At 64.1% G+C, this 21,349-nt stretch carries 24 protein-coding genes; 14 read left to right on the top strand and 10 right to left on the bottom strand.

Features of this window, described 5'->3' with window-relative positions; translation table 11 throughout:
• Positions 1–34: 34 nt before the first annotated feature.
• The 4 genes from JG746_RS13845 (at position 35) to JG746_RS13830 (ending at position 7,180) form a co-directional block, all read left to right on the top strand.
• Positions 35–1,459 (top strand): patatin-like phospholipase family protein, encoded by a 1,425-nt coding sequence (locus tag JG746_RS13845; protein ID WP_202358631.1) that lies wholly within the window; start codon positions 35–37, stop codon positions 1,457–1,459.
• On the top strand, positions 1,452–4,193 hold the full coding sequence (locus JG746_RS13840) for a hypothetical protein (RefSeq protein ID WP_202358630.1): 2,742 nt from the start codon (positions 1,452–1,454) through the stop codon (positions 4,191–4,193). The genes JG746_RS13845 and JG746_RS13840 overlap by 8 nt, the downstream gene beginning before the upstream one ends.
• Before the next feature lie 271 nt (positions 4,194–4,464).
• Positions 4,465–6,435, top strand: coding sequence for an acyltransferase family protein (locus tag JG746_RS13835; RefSeq protein WP_202358629.1), 1,971 nt, complete (start codon positions 4,465–4,467; stop codon positions 6,433–6,435).
• 442 nt (positions 6,436–6,877) lie between these two features.
• The gene (locus JG746_RS13830) at positions 6,878–7,180 is read left to right on the top strand and encodes a hypothetical protein (protein WP_202358628.1); all 303 of its coding nucleotides are present in this window, start codon (positions 6,878–6,880) and stop codon (positions 7,178–7,180) included.
• Positions 7,181–7,238: 58 nt separating this feature from the next.
• Here the strand turns inward: JG746_RS13830 and JG746_RS13825 are convergent, their stop codons facing one another.
• The 3 genes from JG746_RS13825 to JG746_RS13815 all read right to left on the bottom strand — a co-directional run bounded on the left by JG746_RS13825 (position 7,239) and on the right by JG746_RS13815 (position 8,732).
• The gene (locus JG746_RS13825) at positions 7,239–7,832 is read right to left on the bottom strand and encodes a DUF6456 domain-containing protein (RefSeq protein WP_202358627.1); all 594 of its coding nucleotides are present in this window, start codon (positions 7,830–7,832) and stop codon (positions 7,239–7,241) included.
• Positions 7,833–7,894: 62 nt separating this feature from the next.
• On the bottom strand, positions 7,895–8,200 hold the full coding sequence (locus JG746_RS13820; protein ID WP_202358626.1) for a hypothetical protein: 306 nt from the start codon (positions 8,198–8,200) through the stop codon (positions 7,895–7,897).
• Complete coding sequence (locus JG746_RS13815; RefSeq protein ID WP_202358625.1) at positions 8,121–8,732, bottom strand: YdaU family protein; 612 nt, start codon at positions 8,730–8,732, stop codon at positions 8,121–8,123. The genes JG746_RS13820 and JG746_RS13815 overlap by 80 nt, the downstream gene beginning before the upstream one ends.
• A gap of 86 nt (positions 8,733–8,818) precedes the next feature.
• Here JG746_RS13815 and JG746_RS13810 point away from each other — a divergent pair, with 86 nt between their 5' ends.
• Positions 8,819–9,100 (top strand): DUF982 domain-containing protein, encoded by a 282-nt coding sequence (locus tag JG746_RS13810; protein ID WP_202358624.1) that lies wholly within the window; start codon positions 8,819–8,821, stop codon positions 9,098–9,100.
• An 84-nt stretch (positions 9,101–9,184) separates the two neighbouring features.
• Positions 9,185–9,502: a DUF982 domain-containing protein gene (locus JG746_RS13805; protein WP_446721198.1), complete on the top strand. Its 318-nt coding sequence runs from the start codon at positions 9,185–9,187 to the stop codon at positions 9,500–9,502.
• Positions 9,503–9,504: 2 nt separating this feature from the next.
• Here JG746_RS13805 and JG746_RS13800 read toward each other — a convergent pair whose 3' ends face one another.
• A complete protein-coding gene (locus tag JG746_RS13800) occupies positions 9,505–10,182 on the bottom strand; it encodes a GcrA cell cycle regulator (RefSeq protein ID WP_202358623.1) in 678 nt (225 codons plus the stop codon).
• A gap of 128 nt (positions 10,183–10,310) precedes the next feature.
• Positions 10,311–10,691, bottom strand: a complete 381-nt coding sequence (locus JG746_RS13795; RefSeq protein ID WP_244730790.1) for a hypothetical protein — start codon at positions 10,689–10,691, stop codon at positions 10,311–10,313.
• A gap of 74 nt (positions 10,692–10,765) precedes the next feature.
• On the opposite strand from JG746_RS13795, the gene JG746_RS13790 reads away from it, so the two are divergent.
• The gene (locus tag JG746_RS13790) at positions 10,766–11,470 is read left to right on the top strand and encodes an XRE family transcriptional regulator (RefSeq protein WP_202358621.1); all 705 of its coding nucleotides are present in this window, start codon (positions 10,766–10,768) and stop codon (positions 11,468–11,470) included.
• A gap of 91 nt (positions 11,471–11,561) precedes the next feature.
• On the top strand, positions 11,562–11,852 hold the full coding sequence (locus JG746_RS13785) for a ribbon-helix-helix domain-containing protein (RefSeq protein WP_202358620.1): 291 nt from the start codon (positions 11,562–11,564) through the stop codon (positions 11,850–11,852).
• 321 nt (positions 11,853–12,173) lie between these two features.
• Here the strand turns inward: JG746_RS13785 and JG746_RS13780 are convergent, their stop codons facing one another.
• Positions 12,174–12,476 carry a hypothetical protein gene (locus tag JG746_RS13780; protein WP_202358619.1) on the bottom strand — a complete coding sequence of 101 codons (303 nt, stop codon included), beginning with the start codon at positions 12,474–12,476 and terminating at the stop codon, positions 12,174–12,176.
• A 166-nt stretch (positions 12,477–12,642) separates the two neighbouring features.
• Between JG746_RS13780 and JG746_RS13775 the strand changes: the two genes are divergently transcribed.
• From JG746_RS13775 to JG746_RS13760, 4 genes are all read left to right on the top strand, one after another.
• The gene (locus JG746_RS13775) at positions 12,643–13,005 is read left to right on the top strand and encodes a hypothetical protein (RefSeq protein WP_202358618.1); all 363 of its coding nucleotides are present in this window, start codon (positions 12,643–12,645) and stop codon (positions 13,003–13,005) included.
• A 119-nt stretch (positions 13,006–13,124) separates the two neighbouring features.
• Positions 13,125–13,721, top strand: a complete 597-nt coding sequence (locus JG746_RS13770; RefSeq protein ID WP_202358617.1) for a hypothetical protein — start codon at positions 13,125–13,127, stop codon at positions 13,719–13,721.
• Positions 13,718–14,323 (top strand): hypothetical protein, encoded by a 606-nt coding sequence (locus JG746_RS13765; RefSeq protein WP_202358616.1) that lies wholly within the window; start codon positions 13,718–13,720, stop codon positions 14,321–14,323. Before JG746_RS13770 ends, JG746_RS13765 begins: the two co-directional genes overlap by 4 nt.
• Positions 14,320–14,895, top strand: a complete 576-nt coding sequence (locus JG746_RS13760; RefSeq protein ID WP_202358615.1) for a hypothetical protein — start codon at positions 14,320–14,322, stop codon at positions 14,893–14,895. The genes JG746_RS13765 and JG746_RS13760 overlap by 4 nt, the downstream gene beginning before the upstream one ends.
• Before the next feature lie 204 nt (positions 14,896–15,099).
• Here the strand turns inward: JG746_RS13760 and JG746_RS13755 are convergent, their stop codons facing one another.
• The 4 genes from JG746_RS13755 to JG746_RS13740 all read right to left on the bottom strand — a co-directional run bounded on the left by JG746_RS13755 (position 15,100) and on the right by JG746_RS13740 (position 20,365).
• Entirely contained in the window at positions 15,100–16,380 is a 1,281-nt protein-coding gene (locus JG746_RS13755; protein WP_202358614.1) for a hypothetical protein, read from the bottom strand.
• A 177-nt stretch (positions 16,381–16,557) separates the two neighbouring features.
• The gene (locus JG746_RS13750; protein WP_202358613.1) at positions 16,558–17,574 is read right to left on the bottom strand and encodes an ABC transporter permease; all 1,017 of its coding nucleotides are present in this window, start codon (positions 17,572–17,574) and stop codon (positions 16,558–16,560) included.
• Complete coding sequence (locus tag JG746_RS13745; protein ID WP_202358612.1) at positions 17,571–19,169, bottom strand: sugar ABC transporter ATP-binding protein; 1,599 nt, start codon at positions 19,167–19,169, stop codon at positions 17,571–17,573. The genes JG746_RS13750 and JG746_RS13745 overlap by 4 nt, the downstream gene beginning before the upstream one ends.
• A gap of 248 nt (positions 19,170–19,417) precedes the next feature.
• The gene (locus tag JG746_RS13740) at positions 19,418–20,365 is read right to left on the bottom strand and encodes a substrate-binding domain-containing protein (RefSeq protein ID WP_202358611.1); all 948 of its coding nucleotides are present in this window, start codon (positions 20,363–20,365) and stop codon (positions 19,418–19,420) included.
• 361 nt (positions 20,366–20,726) lie between these two features.
• On the opposite strand from JG746_RS13740, the gene JG746_RS13735 reads away from it, so the two are divergent.
• Together JG746_RS13735 and JG746_RS13730 are read left to right on the top strand one after the other, a co-directional pair.
• On the top strand, positions 20,727–20,915 hold the full coding sequence (locus JG746_RS13735) for a type II toxin-antitoxin system HicA family toxin (protein WP_202358610.1): 189 nt from the start codon (positions 20,727–20,729) through the stop codon (positions 20,913–20,915).
• A gap of 5 nt (positions 20,916–20,920) precedes the next feature.
• Positions 20,921–21,322, top strand: coding sequence for a type II toxin-antitoxin system HicB family antitoxin (locus tag JG746_RS13730; protein WP_202358609.1), 402 nt, complete (start codon positions 20,921–20,923; stop codon positions 21,320–21,322).
• Positions 21,323–21,349 lie beyond the last annotated feature (27 nt).

Below are 21,349 nucleotides of genomic sequence, written 5' to 3'. Positions count from 1 at the left end.
AGCGCGACAGTCGGGGTTCGCGGGGGCGAAGCCAATGACCTTGGATGTCTGGAACGATCCGGGCGTCATCAGCCTGCTTAGCGAGATCGTAGATCTCGGCGAGCGGCCGGAGGTTGACGAGTTTTTCTGGTTAAAGGCCGTCGCGAGCAAGACCGCGGATTCCACCTCCCATGATCTGAAATTCTTCAATGCCGCTGCGCCACCAGAAACGCCTCCGCCCCGCGAAAACACGTACAGGATAGCCAACATCATCCTTCAGGGCGGCGGCGTGCTGGGAATCGCGCATGCCGGCTTCGTCACCGGCCTGGAAACGATCGGGGTTCGTTTCGCTGGCGTCGCCGGCGCCTCGGCCGGCGCCATCATGGCCATGGGCATGGCCGCCGTGCGCGGCGACGATCTGCTCAACCCGACGCATAAGAAGGTGGTGGACATCGTCAGCGCCATGCCTATGAGCGCCTTCATCGATGGGCCGTACCGGACACGCAGGCTCATCAAACAGTTCCTGCTCAACCGGCCGTCCTTCTCGCCTTCGTCATGGCCGGCCTGGCTCGGTGCCCTTCGCCAGATCCAGCACACACGCGGGCTCAACCCGGGCAACGCCTTCGAAGACTGGGTTCGCGGCGTGCTGGCCGAGCACGGCCTGCGAACCGTCGACGACCTGTTCGCCCGTTTGACCTCCATCTCGAAGCAGCTCAACGCGGCGATAGGCGCCGTCAGGCTGCAGGGGGTAAAGCCTCTGTCGGCCCTGGAACTCGTGGAAGAGGACGGCAGACACCTGCTTCAGGTGATGGCGGCCTGCACGCCGATCGGGGTGAAATTCCAGTTTCCCGATGACATCCAGTATCTCTCAGCCGAGACCGGCACGAATTCACCGGCAGCTTTGGTGCGGGCGTCGATGTCGATCCCGTTCTTCTTCGAGCCTGCCGTCTTCGACGTCAACAAAGACACATGGTCGGCCTTCGTCAAAGACAGGTTCAAGCATCTGGCAAACGAGGACAAGCTCCACGAACTGTCTACCATCGGCGAGGTGGCATTTCTCGACGGCGGCATCTTCTCCAATCTCCCTGTCGATGCGTTCAGCACGATCCTTCCGGATGTGCCGACCATCGCCATTCCGTTGATGAGCGCCGGCCCGACCAAGCCCTACCGTCGTCGCGCCCGTCTCAGCAGCCTCGCCGAGGATATTGGAACTGTCGGCTTCATGGTCCGCGACCAGCGCGACCGCGACGCCATCGCCGCGCTTGAACGCAGGGAGAAGGTATTCAAAAGGCGACAGATCGGCGCCGGCTCGACAATGCCCGCGCGGTTTCCATTCCACCTGGCCGCCATCGACGTCAAGGACGCCAACTGGCTCAACTTCTCCATGGACGAGAAGGAGATCATGGATCTGTTCATGGCAGGCCTGATGCGCGCCCACAAATTTCTGAAAGACCTCCAAGGGGGACCGAATCATGGATGAGAGCACGATTGAGCCGGCCATCGTGAAAAAGGATGAAGATGCGGAAGTTGTTTTCGTCAAGGCGCTGAATGGTCTCGATCCGAAAGTGAAGGGCCTGATCGGCAGCTATGATGCGGGCCTGAGCGCGCTCGAACAGCTGCAGAACTCCGCCAACAAACGGCCGCATGCCAAGGGTCTCGAAGCGCAGCTGAACGAAGCAGATGAAGCTGTAAAGACTGCTAAAACCGCACTCGTATCATCCATGCGGGACCTCAACAAAGCTGCCGAAACCTTCCTTCATGGTGTCTATGTCCTGGCCAGCCGGCGCCAGAACCCAGCCATTTTCTACGGCAAAAGCTCCAATTCGTTGGCGTCCCCAAGGGATCTGGGTAACAGCTATACTCCGGAAGAAGGCAAGGCCCGACGCGATGAGGAGCAGCAGGCGCTCGACGGCATAGACGGAGTTGCCATCTCCAGTGGCGACACCGTCAAGGAGATAAACCGCCTGCTCGACCTCACCAGCACCAAGCGCATGGCCGAGGAGATGGACATCGTCACCTATCAGTCGAACGCCAAGCGGTTGTTCGACCGGGTCCAGGATGAATTCAACCAGGCCTTAGCCTTGTTCACGGCGGACCAGGTGAGGGTCCGCAAGATGCTCGCGGCGATCGACGACTTCACGTCGAAGAGCAACAACTGGATCACCGATCCGCAGCTCGCGGCCGACGCTCCCTTGCCGCTCGAGACTGGTGCACCGGTGTCGGCCAACCCAATCCCGACAGCAGGTGCCCGATCCATTCTGGCGGCAGATCCCGAGTTCATCGCGGCAGCGACTGCTATGGTCACGGCCCATCGCTTCCTCGTCCGCTACAACAATTTTCTCGACTACGCCAAGGGCTATGCGGGCAACATCGGCCGTGAGTTCTATACCGAGGCTTCTGTGGACGCTTTCAAGGATGCGACCCGGGAACACGCCCAAAGGATCGAGAAAAGGGGCCTTTTCTCAAGTTATCTGACGCTGAGCATGGGGGCACTTTCCGCACTGATCGTCGCCATCATACTGGTCTTCCTCGACAACAATCTGGCCTTCAAGAATTGGATCATTCCACTGACGGGAGCCGCTGCGGCCATTGGCTATTTCGTGTCGGTGGTGTTTGGACGCGTTGCGCGCGATGGCATCATGGGCGATCTGCGAGGAGCGCTTTTTGAAAGTGTTTCCCGGACGTCGTACGGCCCGCAAGCTGGAACGACGACCCAGGACGCTGGCCGCGAAGCGTACAATTATTTCAAGTTTCCGACGCTGGGGTGGGCAAGCTTCGATTCGGCGGACACCTCGAAAACGAGCGCGGCTGCTGCGAAGGATTCGCCGGTCTCGCTCGCCAAGACTCTGACCGATATCGGCAAGACCAAATGGCCCGTTCGTGTTTCTGCAATGAGATGGGGAAACGGGGCACTTCTGGCCGCCGTGGTTTTCGTTACCGCCTCCATCTCCTGCTTGTCGGGAAACCCGGGCTGGAGGAGGTCATTCGCCTTCATCTCGCGCACGAACGAACTGGGCTCATGCGTGCTTGAGCGCGGCCGCGTCCTGCTGGCCAGCGGCGATAGCTATTTTGTTGAAACCCGTGACGGCAAACCGGTTACCGAGGTCGCCAAGTCATTGGTCCTGCGCATCGCGCCGATCCCGATGCCGGAGGAAACCACGAGAACCAAAGAAGGTTATGTCAGAATTGGCGGAGACGATCCGCAGGCCAAGCCGGCCGCCGCCGATACAACGCCGACGACATCGGAGCTTCCCGACTGCGACGATCCACGCCCAGAACCAAAGGCACCCGACCTGCTGGCCGCCGGCGCTGACATCAAGCAAGGGTTGGAGACCGTCGCAGGAAAGATCGGAACCAGCACGACGCAATTCGATCCTAAATCCCTGGCCGACCTTATGGAAGCCGCCAAGCTCCTGGCCAACAGCCTCAAGGAGTGGCTGGACGCCGTAACCAAGCACATTCCGGAATCATCTGGCTGTCCCTGCACCACCAGCGCCTCCGCGGCGCCGATCATGCCCGTCATTATCAGCATGCCGCCTGCCGCCACGCCGGACCTGCAATCCGGCCCAACCGTCCTCACGATGATCTATACCAGCGACGGCAAGGGGCACGAGATTGGCGATGGCGGCATGCTGCTGCCGGTCTTCCTCGACCCCGTTACCGGCACCTATGACCCCGCGTTTTGGGGCAAGAAAGGCATCGACACGCAAGAGAAGGCTTTCTACTTCGGCGCCCACAGCCTGACCGATCTCAAGCTGCCCGGCGCCGAGATCAGGCGCAAGATCCTGAAAGAATACGCCGCCAGCTACACCAGTTGCATGAAGCGCGCCATGGCCGCCGGCGCGGGCAAATTGAAGCTGATCGTCGAAGGCTATGCGAGCGAAGACTGGCAGGCGGAAAAGACGGGCGAGGAAAGACAGAATTTGAATCTGTTCCTGGCCGAAGGCCGACGCATCGCCGTCATCAATGCGCTCGAAGCCGACCCCTCCCTGATCGAAATCGAGAACTGGCAGCAGTCACCGGCGTTCAGCCATTGGTCGCAGGTGAAGGCCGACGAGGTCCATGGCAATTTCCTGTTCAAAACCTATGGCGCAATGTCGGACAGCGTGATGAAGACGTTGCCGCAGCTGCGGATGCCCGCCGGATTCCTGGCACATACTGCCCTTGTCAGAATCGACGGCGAACCGCCGGAGCAATGCCGTCACCCAGGCTAGCGCCAACGCGACAAGGATGAATCCGCCAGGCCGGCCCCGCCGCCCGCCTGGCACAGGGTCGTTGGGGAAAGCTCTCCCTCGTCAGGCAATGGCCAAACGTGGTTCCGCGATCGTCGAACGGCGTTCGCGGCCGCGCCACCGCGCACCAAGCCACCCCGCCCTTTCAAGCCGCTTCCATGTTCTGGCCATGTTGCACTGCGAAAAGCTTGTTGCATTGCGATATCGGCCGGCCGGGACGCGGGGCGGGCTGGGCGGTAACGAAGGAGGCCTCGTGGCGGCATCGTTTCGGCCTGATATACAGGGATTGCGCGCGCTGGCGGTCGGCGGCGTCGTGGCTTATCATTTCGGCCTCACGGCCCTGCCGGGCGGCTTTGCCGGCGTCGACATCTTCTTCGTCATTTCCGGCTGGCTGATCACGACGCACCTCATGGGCGAGATCACCGAGACCGGCCGGCTCGACCTCTGGCGCTTCTATGCCCGCCGTGCCCGACGCCTTTTGCCGGCGGCGCTGTTCGTCATCCTGGCGACGCTTGGCGCCGGATATTTCATCCTGGCGCCGCAGGAGCAGGCGCTCTATTCGCGCGGCGCCATGTTCGCCTCGGCCTATGCCATCAATCTTTGGCTGCTGCGCTGGTCGTTCGACTATTTCGCTGCAGACGCTTTGAGCAATCCCTTCATCCATTTCTGGTCGCTGTCGGTGGAAGAGCAGTTCTATCTCGTCTGGCCCGCACTGCTCGTGTTCGCCGCCTGGCTGCGTCCGGGCAAACGCATGGCGGTGGCGGTGATCGGCGTCGCCGGCCTCGCTTCGTTCGCCGCCTGCCTGTGGCTGACCAGCCTCTCGCCGGCCTGGGCCTTCTACTTCTCGCCGCTGCGCGCCTGGGAGTTCGCCGCCGGCGGCCTGGCGACGCTGGTGCCGGCGGCCTTGCGGCAACAGCGGCCATGGCTGCGCTCAGCACAGGGCTGGCTCGGCCTGGCGCTGATCGCGACGGCCTATCTCAGCCTGAGCGAAGACCTGCCCTTCCCCGGCTGGTACGCGGTTCTCCCCGTGGCCGGCACGGTGCTGGTGCTGCTGGGCGGAGTGGGCAAAGAGCCGGAGCCAGCCAGCCCGACCGGCTGGCAGGCCCTGATGCCCGCTTCCCTGCTCTCGCTGCCGCCTCTGCAATGGGTCGGCGCGCTCTCCTACTCGCTCTATCTCTGGCACTGGCCTGTCATCGTCTATGCGCAAATGCTGGTGCCGGATCTCGGCGTGGCGCAACGCCTGGGCTGCGGCGCACTGGCGCTGGCATTGTCATTTCTCACTTATCACCTGATCGAGAATCCCGGACGGCGCTTCGGCTGGCTGACCGTTGGCGCGCGAGCGCTGGTCCCCGCCCTGGCGCTGACCGGCGTCGGCGTGGCGGCGGCCTATACCAATGCGCATCTGGCGACACGCAATATCGACCCCGCCCAGCGCGGCATCGAACAGGCGGCCGAACAGCCCTCCATCGCGCGCGCCGTGGACAAAAACTGCCTGCTCGATTTCCACACGGTGAAGCCCAAACCCTGCACATTCGGCCCGGCCGACGCCGCCCACACCATCGTGCTGTTCGGCGATTCGCACGCCGACCACTGGTCGACGCCGCTGGTCGAGGCGGCCAGGCGCAACGACACCAAGGTGGTAACCTATCTCAAATCCTCCTGCCGCGCCTCGCGGCTGCCGACCTTCAACACGGTGCTGAAGCGCGACTACACCGAATGCGACGCCTGGCGCGAACAGGCGATCGCGGACATCATCCGCCGCAAGCCGCGCCTGGTGGTGATTTCGGAATTCTCGATCGGCAATCTGACGCGCGACATGCCCGCCGCCGGCCGCAAGGCCGAGACCGCGCGCTGGCAGGCCGGCCTGCGCTCCACGCTGCAGGCTTTCAGCCAGGCCGGCGTCGAGACCGCCGTCATCCGCGACACGCCGATCGGCGACAGCTTTGCCGATTCCTGCGTGGCGCGTGCGCTATGGTGGCGCGAAGCCCCCTCGCGCTGCGACACGCCGCGCGCGCAAGCCGCCAACGACACCACCGCGGCACAAGAGCGCGCCGTGGTCAAAAGCGTGCCCGCCACGCTCTATGTCGACCTCACCGACCGCTTCTGCGGCCCGACGCAGTGCCATGTCTTCATCGGCGGCAAGCTGGCGTTTCGTGACCGGCATCATTTGGCGACGGCCTTTGCCGAGACCTTGGAGGGGCCGCTGGAGAAGGCGCTGTTTTAGGGGTTAGCTGCCTTCTCCCCGTCCACGGGGGTGAGGCGCGGTCCGCGTAGCGGACGGAAAGCGAATTGCTTGGCTTCCGAGCAGTGAACGCCCGGAGCGACAGCGAAGGGCAGGTGCCGGCAGGCGGATGAGGGGCAGCGCCGGAGTCAGCCCTTTTGCAGAAACACCCATCCCAAGCCGATTCACCCCAACGCGACAGCCAACCCTGGGTTCACCCAGGGGTCCTGATCCACATCATAACCTTCACGGCGGGCCTCGTAACGTTGCGCCGGTTTCGGTTGCCAAAGCCAACCGAGATCGACGTGGATTGGGCTCGGTAGGCAATACACATTTCCGGGCCGTCGAAGGCTTCTCGCACCAAGGTTCGGCCCTCATCACAAATGCATGGAACGCGCCCGCCTCCCGGGAGTTATATTAGACAAACCTTGAAGAGGAGGTAGCCATGAAGAAGCTCCTGCTTACCTCGGTTATCGCCATTGCTTCGGCGGCGGCGATGATCGCGCCGGCCGACGCCCGCAGTCATGTCTTTATCGGTATCGGTGGGGGCTACAACGACTATTACGGCGGCAATGACTATTACGATGGGGACTATGGCGGCCGCTATGTCTATGGCCCCTACGACGCCTATGATGACGGCTACAGGCCGCGTTATTTCCACCGACACCATCATCGTTGCCACATCGAAGTGATCAACCACTGGCGTCATCATCACAGGATCGTCGAGGAAATCCGCGTCTGCCGATAGGCTGATCTTGTGAACTGATCCGGCCGGCAATGCCGGCAGGATCAGTTTCGCCGGCACGTCACCGCCCCATCATCATCCCGTAGTGCACCGCCAGCAGGTCCAGCCCGACCTTCAGCAGTTTCGTCACCACGTCTCGCCCCTCGCCCGTCTGCTCCGCCACACCTTTGACCGACTCCCCCGCGCAGCAGACTTGCCGCACCACCGCCGCGACCTCCCAGTGGCCCAGCGCCCTGGTTGCGGCGGCGTGCGCGCGGCCGGCGTCGAGCACGCTGTCAGCGATGCCGCCGCCCTGGCGGCCGCCGTTGACGCGCTCGCTCCAGCGCATCGGTTTGACGCCGGCCTGCTGGCTGCACTGGAAATCCTCGCGGTAGCGCTGGCCGGCCTCGCGCTGCTGGCGCGACAGCGAGGTGATGCCGATGAGCGGATCGACATTGCGCACCCGCACGATGCCGCCTGTCGAGGTGTAGCCGTCATTCGACACTTCATAGACGCGCCGTGCTTCAGCCGTGCCGGCGTTGAGCCGCTTGCGGCCGAAGGCGTCGTCGCTGAATGCGAAATCATGGCCGATCTCGCGGCGGATGCGCACCTGCTCGGCCTCGCCCTTCGGCAGTTTGGGCGCCTGCGGTTTGGCGGCTTTGGCTTTCTTGGGCATGGGTGGCTCCTTGGTTTTTGGGGTGTGGTGTTTTTGGTGGAGAGGTCGCTGTCCCGCCGACCTCACCCAGTCATCTGCTTCACGGGCGCTTGCACCGCCCGTCTCGCCATCAGCTCGCGCATCGTCCGCCGCTCCCGCACCTCAATGCAGAGCTGCGCGCTCGACGGGCAGAACTGGGCGTTGCCGCTTTTCACCTCGCCGCGCACGAAGCGCTGGATGGCGGCCTGCAGATCGGTAAGCTCGGCGTCGCGCACCGCGCCGAGATAGCCGCGCATCTGCATTTCGACATCAGTCAGGGCCGATTGCGGGAAGCATGAGAACATCGCGGCCAGCGCCTTCGTCGCCTGCTGCAATTCGGCTGCGGTCATGGCTGCGGATCTCCTCGATGATGGCGTTGGCGGCGTCGGTATGGGTTTTAGGCCGGTGCCAGCCGGGTTTTTTCCCCGAAAAGACGGGAGCCGTTTCGTTCTCACCCGCAGAAGAAAAAGCTTTTTCACTCTGGTTTCTGGAGTCTGGAGAATGCCGCGGCAAAGCGCCGGCATTTGCCGCCCCATGTGCCTTTGTTTTCAAGGCGGTAGCGGTTCCACCGCGTGCCCCGGCGGCGGCCCTCGCCTCGCTTTTGACCTGCGCCTTGTGCAGCTCTTTCGTCAGCCTCTTGTGGCCGATCTCGCCCGCCTCGCGCTCGAAGAAGGTCAACAGGTCGCCGCTGATGGCATGCCACCTCCTGGGCGAGAGGCGCGCCACCCGCGCGAGCTTGGCGTCATCGTCGGGCAGCCGTCCGCCGGCATTCCACATCGCCATCAGGATGAGCATGTAGGCGCCGATCTGCTCGGTGGAGAGTTGCAAGGTGTCGCCGACGAAATCGGAGACGTAGAGCTGCATGAAGGGCCGCTCGCTCATGCCGGCCCCTCACCTGCACGCAAGCTAATGGAACCAGTCGCCGGGCCGCACGTTATGACGCGTCGATTCCAAGGGGAGGTTTGCCGATGACGGCGTTCATGCCGATTACGCTGCGCTTTTGCGACAACAAGACCATGCTGGTCGGCTCGGTGGCCGACGCCGAGACGGCCTTGCGACACCAGTGGCCCGACAAGACGGCACCCGCCTATGTCGAAGCCGCGAGGCTGGTCCGGCTGGCTGTCGAGGGCAGTTGCTGCCCGCGCACCGCCTTCGAGGCCTTCAGCAAGACCGCCCGGCAACAGGGCATATTGGTGGAGAAGCCCAGAAGCCGCGCGCATGACTGGCTCGACGCCGCCGCCGGGCCGTGACGCCAGGGCGATGCAACCGCGTGGCGGCCTTGCGCGTTTATAAGCATAGGCTTTAAAACTACGCCGAGATCGAAGGTGAACGCCGTGGGTACGCTGAAAACCGGAGTGCCGCTCAAAGTGTCCCTGGAAGGCCATGTCGAGGAGATTGACAGCGTCAGCGACGCAGCCGATTTCCTGCAGCGCTGGCCGATCGAGCGGCGTGGCCATGTCTACCGCAGCGCGCTCAACGCTTGCAGTGCCGCGATCGCGGCACAGATTTCTGAATCCGACGCCATGAAAGTGTTCACCGGCTTTGCCCGCGTCGCCGGCATTCTGGCTGCCGAAGCCGGCCCGGCCATGAGGCTGGAGCCGCGCACCGTGCAGAGCCGCATGCCCAAGCAGGGCCGGCAGATACCCAAATAGGCTCACGCGCAAACCCGCCTCTGAAAGCGCCGCTGGTGGTAGCCGCAGTAACTTTTCAGCCCTTTGGTCCGCATGCCGCAGCACAGCATGTCGGCGCCGGGCTGGCCGCCCGGCGCGTCGTTCTGAGGATCCTCGTCCAGCGTCAGATCGAGCGGCGCGCGGCAGCGGGAAAACAGGCAGTCGATGAAGCGCATCGCCACGCCATGCGGCTGGCGGCCGATCGGTCCGCGTGGCTGTGCCGGCACCTTGAGACGATAGGCTTCGCCATCGGCGATCAGCACGCCCACTTCGCGCACGAACAGGCGCGGCGGCAGCCAGGCCGGCGAGGAATCGCGCCTGGTCCGCGCCTTGTTCTTGCGCGCGCTCTTGGCGGCATCGACACCGGCGGGCTTTTCCGCGACTGCCTTGCCATTGCTCTTGCCCTTTGCCCGCTTTGCGGGCACGGGCTTGCGTATTGCCTGTTCGCCGGCGACGTACCCCGCGACCGGCGGCATCCCCCGGCCATTGGCAAAGCCGATCGCGCCCAGCATGGCGTTGCGGTGCACGATGCCGATGATGGCGTTGCGTGAGACCGGGCTGCCGCGCAGCACGCTGAACGCCGCCGCGATCCGCGAGGCCGAAAGCCCCTCCTTCAACCAGCGGGCGATCTCTTGCAGTTCGGCGTCGCTGTAGCTTGCCATGTCCAGGGCTCCATCCAGGGGTCAGTCCTCGGCCGCGCTCGAAAGCACGCCGTCGGCCAGGCGTCAGGGTTCGGGCCCGGTCCGGGCCACGGTCAGAGGTTCGGTGCGAAAGCCGGCGCGCGGCCGGATCAGCCGGAGCGGATCGAATGCCCGGCGGCCAGGCGCGCCAACCGCGCCTCGGCCGTCTTTCTGTCAGGGGCGGAAACCGCCCTGCCCGTCATCGGCTCGAACAGGATGACGGTGCCGTCCTGCGTGCGGATGCAGGAGCGCGCGTATGGACCGGCAGCAGGCCGGTCGAATGGGGGGCCGGAGCCGAGGGGAGCGGCGGCTCCGGCCGTTCCGGCCGCCGGGGACGGGCGGACCGGACCCGAGGCATCGAGGCGCTCGGGCTTCGCCCCGGCCGGGGAGGACGGCCGGGACGGAAGGGAATGGGCGGCGACTTCGATCGCCGGGCTTGCCTCGCGCGAGGCTGGCGCGACCGCGCCATGAAGACTGGACAGGTTCTGCATGGCCAGATATAAGCATAACTCAAAAAATGATGCAAGCCATTCTTTCATAGACGAGGGCCGCTTTCATCACTCACATGGGCGCCATGGCCAAAACGGAACTGTCGATCAAGGTCGGGGCGGCGATACGCCAGGCGCGCAAGCAGCGCGGCTTGGTCATGCGCCACATTGCCGAGCACAACGACACCGATGTCGCCGCCGTCGGCAATTGGGAAACCGGCCGCAACCTGCCCAAGACCGAGAACCTGCTGAAGACCGCGGCCTTCCTGCGCGTCGACCCGGTGGCGCTCGGCCAAGGGCATGTCGTCTTCCTCGACGATGCCGGGCCGGTGGCGGATGCCGAGGTCGTCACCGATGCCGGCCCGATGCCGGCCGGCTCAATGGATATCGAGGTGCTGGGGGCCGCGGTCGGCGGCGACGACGGCGACTTCACCTTCAATGGCGAGCCTGCCGGCTACGTCCAGCGGCCGCCGGGCGTGCGCAACCTGCCGAAAGTCTTCGCGCTGCATGTGCTGTCCGATTCCATGGTGCCGCGCTACGAACCCGGCGACCTCATCTATTGCGGCGGCCGCGACGCCGTGCCCGGCGACCATGTGGTGATCGAGACGTTTCCGGAAGAAAACGAGCGCAACGGCAAGGCCTTCATCAAGAAGCTGGTCAAGCGCACGGCGGGCGAGCTGGTGGTCGAGCAATACAATCCGCCGAAGACAATCACCTTCAACCGCTATGCGATCAGGCATGTCTGGCGGGTGATCCCGCTGAAGGAATTGCTGGGGTATTGAGGATTCACCCTCAGGGCCATCCTTCGGCTAGCGGGAGTTGCGCAAGAGTGTATGATTAAGTCATACCCCCACATTTGGGTAAGGAATGACAATGCGCAGCACCCAGCCACTAACCATTACCCTGCCGCTTGAAATGGCCCAGATGGTGAAGGCCAAGGTTTCATCTGGCCAGTACGCCACCGAGAGCGAAGTCATCCGCGATGGCTTGAGAACTCTTGCCGCACGCGACGCAGCGGTCGATCGCTGGCTGCGGGAAGAGGTGGCGCCAACGATGGATGCGCTGCAGAAGGATCCTTCGCTCGTCTCGCCGCTTGAGGACGTACGCAAGCGACTTCATAGCCGCATTGACGCACTGGCGGGCGAGCGTGCACGCCAAGCATGACACACAGGGTCGTCTTCAGCAGGGCCGCAGAGCAAGACTTGCTGGATTTGCTGACCTACCTGGTTCCACAGGCCGGCGAACGGATTGCGTGAGCCTATGTCGATCGCGTCATCAATTACTGTTCCGACTTTGGCACGCTTCCCGAGCGCGGGACGCGTCATGATGATGTAAGGCTAGGCCTCCGCACGGTGGGCTATAGCAGGCGGGCAACGATCGCATTCACCATCAAGGACAAGACCGTAACGATCATCCGAATCTTTCACGGCGGGCGAGACGTGATCCTCTCCGATGAAGACGACGCCTTCTGACGCCACCCCCCCCTCAAGCCCTTCTCGCCCCCTCCACCAGCACCTCGCGCTCGCTCAGCATCTGCGCTTCGCTGCGCACGCGCTGGCGCTCGTCGATGAAGGCGGCTTGGATTGAAATCGCCGTGCCCGGCAGCCCGTCGGCGCGGCAGGCCGAGCAGACGATGCGGCCCGAAAGCTCCGCCAGCGGCGTGTTGCCCGTCACGCCGAAGCGCCGGAGTTCATCCGGCTTCCACCACCTGTTGCGGCCGCAATCGGCGCACTCGACCGACAGCGAGGCGACATGCGCGATAACTGGTTTCCTGCCCGGCAATGCCATTGCCTCTCCACCCCGTTTGTTCCTGATTTGTTCGCATATTCCTGCGTTTTGAGCCGCGAGTCGAGTCGCAGTTTTAACACTTTCCCAAAAGTTTCTCTTTTATCAGTTTTTGAGTTATGCTTTTATAAACTCACAGATGTGAGTCGCCTGCCGCACGGGAGCAATGATGGATGCCGCCGATTTCGCCCGCGCCTGCGGTTACACCGGCGACAGCCCAGCTCTGCTCGAAGCCTTCGAGGCGATCCGCCGCAACGGCATCGCGCAGGCCCGCCAGGATCATTTCCGGCGCAAAGCCGTCATCGACGAATTGAAACAATCCGAACCGCTGTTCCTGGCGGCGATCGGCCCGGCGCTGTCGGCTGAGGAAGCCATCGAGGATACCACCCGCTTCATCGCCTGCTGGCGCAACATGCCGCGCTGGCGCCAGGAGCGGCGCCTGCCAGATCTCGTCAGGGCCAGGCAGCAGCGTCTCGTGGCGCGCTTCTTCCGCCGCTACGGTCATCGCTTGTGGGCGCTCGAGGCGGCCTGAAGCCCGGCACGGCTGGACCAGCCATTTACGGGTTCCCCGGCCATTTCTGGGTTCCAATGTCCGTTTTTTCTTTCTAGATTGCGTCGGGGTGGCTGTTCGTTCGACGTGCATGATTTGGAATGTTCAGGACTGCCCGCTCAAAAGTTCAAACCTGGATAACGGCCGGCGCAGGCACCATCGCCGCGCTGTTCGTCGCCGGCCTGATGGGCGCCTTCGGTGCCCTCCCCGCCCACGCCCCACCCCAGCTGCCGCTTGATACCGCCATCGATGCCGGGCGCTGGCGCGTGCAGCCCGTGCGCGCCTACATCAGCCACGCCAGGACCTATGGCGTGCTGATGAAGCCCGGCCAGAAGGCGCTGGTGCTGGAGGCCGACATGACCAACCGCACCGCGCAATCCGACAAGGCCTATTTCGACGTCTTCAAGCCGGACGGCATCGCCTTGCCTGATCCCATGCCGATGATAGCGCTGACGCGCGATGCGACCCTGACCCCGGAACTCCATCCCGGCATGACCGAGCGCATGGCCTATGTCTGGCCGCTGGCCGGCGATGCCGCCGTCCCGGCCACATTGAGCTTCGGCGTCACTGCCGAGATCTTCAAGCCGCGCGACAACCTCTACGGCATGCCCGGCTGGTTCAATCCCTACCGGCTCGGCAGCGTCACCTTGCCGGTCGCCGACGTGCCGGCGCCGGACGCACAGGGAAACGGCTCATGAGAATCCGCGTCCTCGGCAATCTCGTCGTCCTCTGCACGACCGTGGCGGTTAGCTACGGCATGCAGGTTTCGAAGCCGCATTATGCCGACCTCACCGGGCCGATCCCGGTCGACGGCGCCATGCATGACACGGTGCATGCACGCAGCTTCGATGTCCGGCTCGACAAGGTCGTCTTTGCCCGCGCGCTGAAGACCAACCAGTTCGGCCAGGAGAAGCTGTTGACCACCAGCGGCCTGTGGGCGGTGGTGTCGACCAACCTCACCGCCAACGCTGCCTCCACGACGGTTGCCGACGGCACCTGGCAAGGCCCGACCGGGCTGCGCTATCACCAGACGGAGCGGCTGGGCTACCGCCAGGACATGCCGCCGCATGGCGTCGATCCGGGCCTTGAGAAGCGCGGCCTGTTCGTGTTCGAAGTGCCGCCCGACCAGATCCGCGGCGCCAGGCTGCTGATAGCAGCGCGCCAGTTCGGCCCGCTCGATGCGCAAGCTCGCATCAGGCTGGACGGGGTGCCGACAGGCGCCGATGGCCAGCCGACGGATGTGCTGCCCGAGTTTGATCTGGACGCGCAGCAAGGCCAGACACCCCAGGGCAAGTCATGAGCGCCGTTTCGACAGATATGGGACCGACGACCGACCCGCAGCCCGAGAAAAAATGGCGGCGGCGCAGCCTTGTGGCGATCGCCATTCTGCTGCCGCTGACGCTGGCCGAAACCAGCTATGAAAGCGCGCGCGAATGGCTGCATGGCGAGGATCTCATCACCCGTGATGTCGACTTCGGCCAGTCCGTGGCGTTCGGCGGCAGCGACTGGAAACTGGCCGATCTGCGCGGCGGCAAGGCCGGCCGCCTGCCCGACCACGCCTTCGCTGTCATCGCCACCTTCACCGTCACCATCGACGACCCCGACCTGCAAAAGCAGTGGCTAGGCTGCAAGCTCATGCTGACCGACGCTGCCGGCCGCCGCTGGCTGCCGGATGTCGTCGCCGGCCTCGGCCTGCCGCAGGGCGTGATGAACTGCACCTCGGCGATCTTTTCCGGCGCCAAAAAGGGCGACGTCCTCACCATCGGCGACACTTTCATCGTGCCGGAAGATGCCATCAAGACCATCCGGCCGGCAGTGGGATTGGGCAGCGAGCGTCCGTGGTATTTGCGGTTTCAAAGGCCGCCCAGGTAGCTACTTTCTCCCCGTCACTATACGGGGAGAAATGCCCGGCAGGGCAATGAGGGGCAGCACCAACGCTCCGGTAAGTGGCTGATTGCCGAACGTCGCGTCAGCGCGGCTTTGCGTATCCAAGCTCAATTCTTTCGCGTCGGCGCCGCCCCTCATCCGCCTGCCGGCACCTGCTCCCCGTATAGTGACGGGGAGAAGAACGCTCTTCTACGCCGCGTCAGCCTTCGCCACCCCCTTCGACAGCGAAAACGCTGTCTCGAGCACAGCGGCGAGAAAACAAATCCTGATCGGCTCGATCAAAACGCCGGTGGAGGAATCCTGGAACGGGCTGCCGAACAGCAGCGTCACGCCATGCGAGAAAATCTGCCAGACATCGAGGTCGTGCGGGCCGATCAGTCGCGTCGCGCCGAGCCACAGCCAAGCGGCGCCCCAGTCGATGAGGCGGTAGCCGATGATCAGCGTGCACAGGAGCAGCAGGCTGGAACTCACCGTCAGCCGCACGCCATTGGCGATCGGCAGATAGCGCGAGCGGTAGCCGGCGATGAAATGCTCGACGAAATCGCGCAGGAATTTCGGCAGGCCGGCATAGCGCTTGCCGAACCGCTCCACCCGGTTGTGCACCCGCATCAGCGCGGCGTCGTCGCGCACGTCATAGCCATAGATCAGCGCCGCCATGACCAGCCAGATCAGCGGCAGGAGCATGTAGAAGAACAAGTTGATGGCCACCGTCGAGGGCGCGACGGTGGTGAGCTCGACCGGCACCATCGGGGCCGCGATCGCCACCGGCACCGGGCTCGCCAGCCCGTCGGCCGCCGCCTGCAGCACCGACCAGAAGGACCGGCTCATCAGCCATTGCAGCGCCGTATCCTTCCAGCGGCTGATCACATAGAGACCGACGAAGATCCAGTTGGTTTCGCAGATCACCACGACGATCTGCCAGAACGAGGCGGTTTTAGTCCTGGTCTGCATGAACTTGGCCAGCCGGCGGATCAGCCAGGACACCGCCACCGAGATCAAGAGCCAGCGCGAATCCAGCACGTCGAGCACATTGGCGCTCTGGCCGAAATCGGCCTGGTCGAGCGTTTCGCGCGAATATTGCCGCACGATATCGCCGAGAAAGCCCCAGGCGGCGTAGTAGGCGAAGAACGGCAGCAGCGCGATGGTGATCATGCGCACCAGCCGCGAGCCGCGCCGGTCGGCCGCCGGCGGCTCCTCGGCCTTGCCAGCGCCACGCGAGGCAGCGAGCAGATGCGGCAGGCCGGGGCGCAGCACATGGAACATCGCCACCGTCACCACCAGTTGCGCCAGCGCCACCAGCGTCAGCATGGCGAGCCCGGCGAAATGATTGGCCAGCGCCACCTTGGCCGCCAGCTGCAGCAGGAGGTCGCCGGCCAGCACTCCGGCCAGCACCAGTGCGACAAGCTGCGGCCAGAAGCGCCGCAGCAGCGAAAAACTCAAGCTGATCGGCCTGATGATATCGGCAAACATGAGGTCTCTCACGATGCCACCCGCCCCGCGTCTTTCTAGCAAGACCCGATCGTTTTGCAACCGGGCCGGGAAATTGGGGGGCTGCGTTTTGCCGGGTTCAGCGCGGGTGATTGAGGAGAAGGTGCAGGGGTGATGCGCGGTCTTCCCTTCTCCCTCTGTGGGAGAAGGAAGAAGCGCTCACCGCCTCACGCGCGACTTCAGCCAGCGGTCGAACGCCACCGCTAGGATCAGGATCAGCCCGATCACGATGCTTTGCGTGTAGGACGAGACATTGTTGAACTGCAGCCCGTTCTGCAGCACGCCGATCAGCGCCGCCCCCACCACCGTGCCGCCGACCGAACCGATGCCGCCGAACAGCGAGGTGCCGCCGATGACGACGGCGGAGATCACCGTCAGCTCGTAGCCGATGCCGGCCACAGCTTCGGAAGAATTCAGCCGCGCCGACAGCACGAAGGCGGCGAGCCCGGCGAAGAAGCCGACGATGACATAGACCGAAACCAGGATGCGGTCGACGCGCAGGCCCGACAGCCGCGCGGCCTCGGCATTGCCGCCGACGGCGTAGACGGCCCGGCCATAGCGCGTGTAGCGCAGCACGATGTGGCACAGGATCGCCGCGATGGCGAAGATGATCGCCGGCACCGGCACCGGGCCGATCAGCCCCGTGCCGAACCAGCGCATCGAGGCGTCGAAGCCGGAGATCGGGCCGCCATTGGAAATGGTCAGCGTGAGCCCGCGAAACACCGTCAGCCCGCCCAGCGTGACGACGAAGGGCGGCACTTTCAGTCGGGTGATGGCGAGCCCCTGCACGCCGCCGGCGGCAGCACCGACGATGACGGCGGCAAGCAGTGCGGCGAACCAGCCATAGCCCTGCGTTCCTGATGTCGACAGCGACAGCGTGTTGGCCGCACCGCCCTTGGCGACGACGGCCGCCACCATGCCGCAGAAGGCCAGCAGCGAGCCGACCGAAAGATCGATGCCGGCCGTGAGAATGACGAAGGTCATGCCGAGCGCGATCAGCCCGGTGATCGAGATTTGGCGGGTGATGTTGAACAGATTGATCGGGTCGATGAAGCTCGGTTTCAGCACGGTGAAGACGACGACCAGGGCGGCCAGGAACAGCAGCGGCCCGAAGCTCATCAACAGCCGCGCGACCGTCGCGCCGCCGCGCTGGTTCTGCTCTTCGGCGATGCTCATCGTGCCTGTCCCTCCGCATCCTGCCCAAGCGCGTCTTGCCCAAGGCCATCTTGGCTGTCGAGCGCCATCAGTTCCATCAATTTTTCCTCGTTTGCCTCGACGCCCGGCATTTGCCCGGTGATGCGCCCCCGCCGCATGGTGACGATGCGGTCCGACACCGCCAGCACCTCGGGCAGCTCGGACGAAATCATCATGACCGCGATGCCGCGCGCCGCGAGTTGCACCAGGATCTGATGCACCTCCGCCTTGGCGCCGACATCGACGCCGCGTGTCGGCTCGTCGACGATCAGCACCTTTGGATCACGCGCCAGCCAGCGCGCCAGGATCACCTTCTGCTGGTTGCCGCCCGACAGGCCCTCGATCGCCTGCTCGGCCGAGGCCATGCGGATCGACAGCATCTTGCGGAAGCCCGACAGGGCGTCGCGCTCGCGCCGCTCGGCCATGAAGCCGAAGCCGTTGCTGAAATGCCCAAGCGAAGCGACGGAGAAATTCGGCAGGATGCCGAGTGCTGCAAAGATCGCCTGGTGCTTGCGGTCCTCCGGCACCAGGCCGATGCCCAGCGCAATGGCGTCGGCCGGTGAGGCCGGCGCGATCTGTTTGCCATCGAGCGTGATGGTTCCGGCCGCGATGCGGTCAGCGCCGAAAATGGCGCGCGCCAGCTCCGTGCGGCCGGAGCCGACGAGCCCGGCGACGCCGAGGATTTCGCCCGCCTTGAGATCAATGTCTACGCCGTCGAGCACGATGGCATGCGGCGCTTCGGGATCGCGCACGGTGCGCAAGCCGCGCACCGACAAGACGACATCGCCGGCCACCGCGCGCTGCGCCGGCCGCGCGTAGAGTTCGGAGGCCGCGCGGCCGACCATCTTCTCGATGATGCGCGGCAGCTGGATGGGTCGTCCCTTCTCGCGGTCGAGATGTCCGGCCAGCCGGCCGTCGCGCAGCACCGTCATGCGGTCGCAGATGGCGGATGCCTCCTCCAGCCTATGGGTGACGAACATGATGGCGACCTTGTCCTGGCGCAGCCGGTCCATGATCGACAACAGCCGCTGCACCTCGGTCTCGGTCAGCGCCGAGGTCGGCTCGTCCATGATGATCAGCCGGCTCTTCAGCGACAGCGCACGCGCAATCTCGACCAGCTGCTGCTCGGCCACCGACAGCGCCGAAACCGGCGTCATCGGATCGATGGAAAGGCCGACACGGGCGATGATTTCTCGCGAATCCCGCTCCATGCGTTTCCAGCTCACCAGCCCGAGCGGCCCGACCGGCGCACGGCCGATGAAGATGTTCTCGGCCACGGTCAGCGTCGGGATCAGGCTGAGCTCCTGGTAGATGGTGACGATGCCGAGCCGCTTGGCATCCTGCGGGCTGGACGGCGCGTAGTCGGCGCCGTCGAAAGTGATGCGTCCGCTGGACGGCGGCATGACGCCCGACAGGATCTTGAGCAACGTCGATTTGCCGGCGCCGTTTTCGCCGAGCAGTCCGAGGATTTCGCCGGGATGGATGTCGAGCGAGACATCGCTCAGCGCGGTGACGCCGGAGAAGTGCTTGGTGACACCTTCGACGGCTAGCAGGACAGGTGCGGCTTCAGCTGGCAAGGGTTGCTCCCTGGGTGAAGTTCATCCGGGTTCCGTCAGCGCTTGAACGCCCCCCTCCGTCCTGCCGGACATCTCCCCCACGAGGGGGGAGATTGGCTGTTTTGCCGGCAGCGCCTTTTCTGCAGGGCCGGTAATTGGCGAAAGCGGAGACAACGACCGATCTCCCCCCTTGAGGGGGAGATGTCCGGCAGGGCAGAGGCGGGCGATCCCCCGCCTGCCTTGCCATTTGGCCGATCCCCACCGGCCTCCTACTTCGTCTCGCTCAACCTCTCCGCCTTATCGAGATTGTCCTTGCCGATGACGATCGGCGTCAGCAGCACCAGCTTCTCCTTCGGCTCGGTCTTGTTCTTGGCGTAGGCGACCGCGATCTGCACGGCGGTGCGCGATTGCTGGCCCGGGAACTGTTCGACCGTGCCGGCGAGCTTACCGTCACGCACAGCAACCAGCGCTTCCGGCAGCGCGTCGAAGCCGTAGATCTTGACGTCGGTGAAGTTGCGGGCGGCACACGCCTCGAGCGCGCCGAGCGCCATGTCGTCATTGGCGCAGATGATGGCGTCCGGCTTGCCGTTGGCGGCAAGGCCGGCTTCCGTCACCGACAGCGCCTCGGCGCGGGCGAAGTTGGCGGTCTGCTCGAAGATGATCTGGTACTTGTCCTTCAGGGGATCGAGCACATTGTGCACGCCCTTGTTGCGGTCGATCGCCGGTCCCGCGCCGGGCTGGCCTTGCAGGTGGAACAGCTTGGCGCCATTGGGGAACGCCGCCACCATGGCGCTGGCCTCCGCCTCGCCGCCCTTGACATTGTCGGCGCCGACATGGGCGAGGATACCCTGGACACCGTCGACGCGACGGTCGATCGTCACCACGGGAACGCCGGCCTTGACCGCTTCCTCGATGGCTGGCGCCAGCGCGTTGACGTCGAGCGGCGAAATCACGATGGCGTTGACCTTCTGCACCAGCGCCGCCTCGATGTCGGCGGTCTGTTTGGTGGCCGAATTCTGGCCGTCGCTTTCGGTCAGGTTGACGCCTTGCGCCTGCGCCTCGGCCTTGATCTCATTCAGCATGTGCACGAAGAACGGAAAGCCGAGATTGGGCACCGAGCCCAGTATGGTCAGCTTGTCCTCGGCGAACGCCGAACGCGCGGCCAGCATCATCGCGCCCGCGGCCACGGACGTCATCAGGAATTCACGTCTGTTCATGGTTGATCTCCTCCACAAGAACGCACAATCCCCAGGACCGGGATCGGTCTTGAGAAGGGATCATGCGTCGGTTCAAAGTGTTGGAGCATCCTCCTTGCGCAAGACAGCGCATGCCGCTCCAGCTGATATCAGTTGCAAAAACTGCCTCCCATCGGCATCAGCAAATGGATGCTAACCCAGGGTCAACCATTTGTGCAACATCGATATAACAGTGCCGGGTTGCGAATTATCGGAATTGTCGGAATTTTGATGCCGAGGGCGTCCTGCCCGGCATGACAGACGCGATCTGGCCGGTCTATCGGCTTCAGCCGACTTTCGTATTTTTGATTGAAAGCCCGCCTATCAGTGTGTATAAATACACATGAATAGCGCAGAGATTATCCGCTTGTTGCAAGCTGATGGTTGGTTTGAGGTTGCCCAAAAGGGCAGCCATGCGCAATTCAAACACCGTGACAAGCAAGGGCGGGTCACCGTTGCCCATCCCAAGCGCGACATCCCGATAGGCACCCTTCGCAGCATCGAAAAGCAATCCGGACTGAAACTGAGGTGACGGACATGAAGCAGTATATCGGACTTATCCATAAGGATGCCGACAGCGACTTCGGTGTGTCTTTCCCTGATTTCCCTGGCGTGATCACCGCCGGAAAGGATCTCGATGACGCCCGGTCCATGGCTGAACAAGCGCTCGCCCTCCACATCGAAGGGCTGGCCGAGGATGGCGAGGCCATTCCGGAGCCTTCCAGTCTGGAGGCCGTGATGGCGGATGCCGATAATCGTGACGGTGTTGCGATCCTGGTCGCGGCCAGGACCGAGGCCAGGAAGGCGGTGCGCATCAACGTGACGCTGCCGGACGACGTTCTGCGACGGATTGATGCCTTTGCCGAAGCCCATGGCTATACTCGATCCGGGTTTCTCGCGAAGGCGGCTGAGAAAGCGATGGAGCTTGAATCGGCCTGATGCGTATCGCCCAAAAATGATCCCCGG

The sequence above is a fragment of the Mesorhizobium sp. 113-3-3 genome (assembly GCF_016756495.1).
Classification (GTDB): domain Bacteria; phylum Pseudomonadota; class Alphaproteobacteria; order Rhizobiales; family Rhizobiaceae; genus Mesorhizobium.
The sequence above is the reverse complement of the archived record's forward strand: the minus strand, read 5'-3'. Positions and strand labels throughout refer to the sequence as shown.

What these genes read in the sequence shown, in the direction of transcription:
- JG746_RS13840 (WP_202358630.1), top strand. Translation starts at nt 1,452, where the DNA reads ATGGATGAGAGCACGATTGAGCCGGCCATCGTGAAAAAGGATGAAGAT.
- JG746_RS13815 (WP_202358625.1), bottom strand. Translation starts at nt 8,732, where the DNA reads ATGAGCGAGCGGCCCTTCATGCAGCTCTACGTCTCCGATTTCGTCGGC.
- JG746_RS13825 (WP_202358627.1), bottom strand. Translation starts at nt 7,832, where the DNA reads ATGCCCAAGAAAGCCAAAGCCGCCAAACCGCAGGCGCCCAAACTGCCG.
- JG746_RS13760 (WP_202358615.1), top strand. Translation starts at nt 14,320, where the DNA reads ATGAGCGCCGTTTCGACAGATATGGGACCGACGACCGACCCGCAGCCC.
- JG746_RS13730 (WP_202358609.1), top strand. Translation starts at nt 20,921, where the DNA reads ATGAAGCAGTATATCGGACTTATCCATAAGGATGCCGACAGCGACTTC.
- JG746_RS13785 (WP_202358620.1), top strand. Translation starts at nt 11,562, where the DNA reads ATGCGCAGCACCCAGCCACTAACCATTACCCTGCCGCTTGAAATGGCC.
- JG746_RS13795 (WP_244730790.1), bottom strand. Translation starts at nt 10,691, where the DNA reads ATGCAGAACCTGTCCAGTCTTCATGGCGCGGTCGCGCCAGCCTCGCGC.
- JG746_RS13830 (WP_202358628.1), top strand. Translation starts at nt 6,878, where the DNA reads ATGAAGAAGCTCCTGCTTACCTCGGTTATCGCCATTGCTTCGGCGGCG.
- JG746_RS13770 (WP_202358617.1), top strand. Translation starts at nt 13,125, where the DNA reads ATGTTCAGGACTGCCCGCTCAAAAGTTCAAACCTGGATAACGGCCGGC.
- JG746_RS13800 (WP_202358623.1), bottom strand. Translation starts at nt 10,182, where the DNA reads ATGGCAAGCTACAGCGACGCCGAACTGCAAGAGATCGCCCGCTGGTTG.
- JG746_RS13750 (WP_202358613.1), bottom strand. Translation starts at nt 17,574, where the DNA reads ATGAGCATCGCCGAAGAGCAGAACCAGCGCGGCGGCGCGACGGTCGCG.
- JG746_RS13845 (WP_202358631.1), top strand. Translation starts at nt 35, where the DNA reads ATGACCTTGGATGTCTGGAACGATCCGGGCGTCATCAGCCTGCTTAGC.
- JG746_RS13810 (WP_202358624.1), top strand. Translation starts at nt 8,819, where the DNA reads ATGACGGCGTTCATGCCGATTACGCTGCGCTTTTGCGACAACAAGACC.
- JG746_RS13780 (WP_202358619.1), bottom strand. Translation starts at nt 12,476, where the DNA reads ATGGCATTGCCGGGCAGGAAACCAGTTATCGCGCATGTCGCCTCGCTG.
- JG746_RS13765 (WP_202358616.1), top strand. Translation starts at nt 13,718, where the DNA reads ATGAGAATCCGCGTCCTCGGCAATCTCGTCGTCCTCTGCACGACCGTG.
- JG746_RS13740 (WP_202358611.1), bottom strand. Translation starts at nt 20,365, where the DNA reads ATGAACAGACGTGAATTCCTGATGACGTCCGTGGCCGCGGGCGCGATG.
- JG746_RS13790 (WP_202358621.1), top strand. Translation starts at nt 10,766, where the DNA reads ATGGGCGCCATGGCCAAAACGGAACTGTCGATCAAGGTCGGGGCGGCG.
- JG746_RS13735 (WP_202358610.1), top strand. Translation starts at nt 20,727, where the DNA reads ATGAATAGCGCAGAGATTATCCGCTTGTTGCAAGCTGATGGTTGGTTT.
- JG746_RS13755 (WP_202358614.1), bottom strand. Translation starts at nt 16,380, where the DNA reads ATGTTTGCCGATATCATCAGGCCGATCAGCTTGAGTTTTTCGCTGCTG.
- JG746_RS13820 (WP_202358626.1), bottom strand. Translation starts at nt 8,200, where the DNA reads ATGACCGCAGCCGAATTGCAGCAGGCGACGAAGGCGCTGGCCGCGATG.
- JG746_RS13775 (WP_202358618.1), top strand. Translation starts at nt 12,643, where the DNA reads ATGGATGCCGCCGATTTCGCCCGCGCCTGCGGTTACACCGGCGACAGC.